General features: G+C 58.6%; 2 rRNA genes. Both read left to right on the plus strand.

The features are described from left to right. Window positions 1–1,829 (plus strand): 23S ribosomal RNA (locus ABH926_RS51440); the annotation flags it as partial. A 109-nt stretch (window positions 1,830–1,938) separates the two neighbouring features. Beyond that, window positions 1,939–2,055: ribosomal RNA gene (rrf, locus tag ABH926_RS51445) — 5S ribosomal RNA — on the plus strand. Window positions 2,056–2,058: the final 3 nt, after the last annotated feature.

The following is a 2,058-nucleotide window of genomic DNA, read 5'->3' on the forward strand; positions in this document are numbered from 1 at the left end:
CGGCCAGGCGTATGGATGGGTAGGGGAGCGTCGTGCAGCCAGTGAAGTCCCGGGGTGACCCAGGGGTGGAGGCTGCACGAGTGAGAATGCAGGCATGAGTAGCGAATGCGACGTGAGAAACGTCGCCGCCGGATGACCAAGGGTTCCTGGGCCAGGCTAATCCGCCCAGGGTGAGTCGGGACCTAAGGCGAGGCCGACAGGCGTAGTCGATGGACAACGGGTTGATATTCCCGTACCCGCGAAGGTCCGCCCAGTGTTGAATCAGGTGATGCTAAGCCCGTGAAGCGCCCTAGTTCCTTCGGGAACCGGGTGTCGTGGAGCCGGTGGCCCGAACTTGTAGTAGGCAAGCGATGGTGTGACGCAGGAAGGTAGCCCAACCCGGGCGGTGGTTGACCCGGGGTAAGGATGTAGGGCGGTGTGTAGGCAAATCCGCACACCATGTGCCTGAGATCTGATGCCGAGCCCGTAGGGGCGAAGTGGGTGATCCTATGCTGCCGAGAAAAGCATCTAGCGAGGACCAAGCGGCCCGTACCCCAAACCGACACAGGTGGTCAGGTAGAGAATACCGAGGCGATCGGGTGAACCGTGGTTAAGGAACTCGGCAAAATACCTCCGTAACTTCGGGAGAAGGAGGGCTCCAACTGGTGATCACCTTTGCGGTGTGAGCTGGGGGGAGTCGCAGAGACCAGCGAGAAGCGACTGTTTACTAAAAACACAGGTCCGTGCGAAGTCGCAAGACGATGTATACGGACTGACGCCTGCCCGGTGCTGGAACGTTAAGGGGACCGGTTAGACCGCAAGGTCGAAGCTGAGAACTTAAGCGCCAGTAAACGGCGGTGGTAACTATAACCATCCTAAGGTAGCGAAATTCCTTGTCGGGTAAGTTCCGACCTGCACGAATGGCGTAACGACTTCTCGACTGTCTCAACCACGGACCCGGCGAAATTGCACTACGAGTAAAGATGCTCGTTTCGCGCAGCAGGACGGAAAGACCCCAGGACCTTCACTATAGCTTGATATTGGTGTTCGACTCGGTTTGTGTAGGATAGGTGGGAGGCTGTGAAGCTCGGACGCTAGTTCGGGTGGAGCCGGCGTTGAAATACCACTCTGATCGTGTTGGATGTCTAACCTCGGTCCGTGATCCGGATCAGGGACAGTGTCTGGTGGGTAGTTTAACTGGGGCGGTTGCCTCCTAAAGAGTAACGGAGGCGCCCAAAGGTTCCCTCAGCCTGGTTGGCAATCAGGTGGCGAGTGCAAGTGCACAAGGGGGCTTGACTGTGAGACCGACAGGTCGAGCAGGTGCGAAAGCAGGGACTAGTGATCCGGCCATGGCTTGTGGAAGCGTGGTCGCTCAACGGATAAAAGGTACCCTGGGGATAACAGGCTGATCTTCCCCAAGAGTCCATATCGACGGGATGGTTTGGCACCTCGATGTCGGCTCGTCGCATCCTGGGGCTGGAGTAGGTCCCAAGGGTTGGGCTGTTCGCCCATTAAAGCGGTACGCGAGCTGGGTTTAGAACGTCGTGAGACAGTTCGGTCCCTATCCGCTGCGCGCGCAGGAGACTTGAGAAGGGCTGTCCCTAGTACGAGAGGACCGGGATGGACGGACCTCTGGTGTGCCAGTTGTCCCGCCAGGGGCATGGCTGGTTGGCTACGTTCGGGAAGGATAACCGCTGAAAGCATCTAAGCGGGAAACCTGCTTCAAGATGAGGTCTCCCACCCACTTGATGGGGTAAGGCTCCCGGTAGACCACCGGGTTGATAGGCCGGGCGTGGAAGCTCCGTGAGGGGTGTAGCGGACCGGTACTAATAGGCCGAGGGCTTGACCACAAAGCTGACTCTTTATACAGCGTCTACGCTGCTCGCATCCACTGTTTAGATCTGAGACCCCTACTGGCCTCGGAGACCTTTTGGTTTCCGGCTGGTTGTCTCAAGATGTTACGGCCGCCATAGCGGTGGGGAAACGCCCGGTCCCATTCCGAACCCGGAAGCTAAGCCCGCCAGCGCCGATGGTACTGCCAGGGGGACCTGGTGGGAGAGTAGGACGCGGCCGGACTAA

The organism is Catenulispora sp. GP43, from assembly GCF_041260665.1.
Lineage (GTDB): Bacteria > Actinomycetota > Actinomycetes > Streptomycetales > Catenulisporaceae > Catenulispora.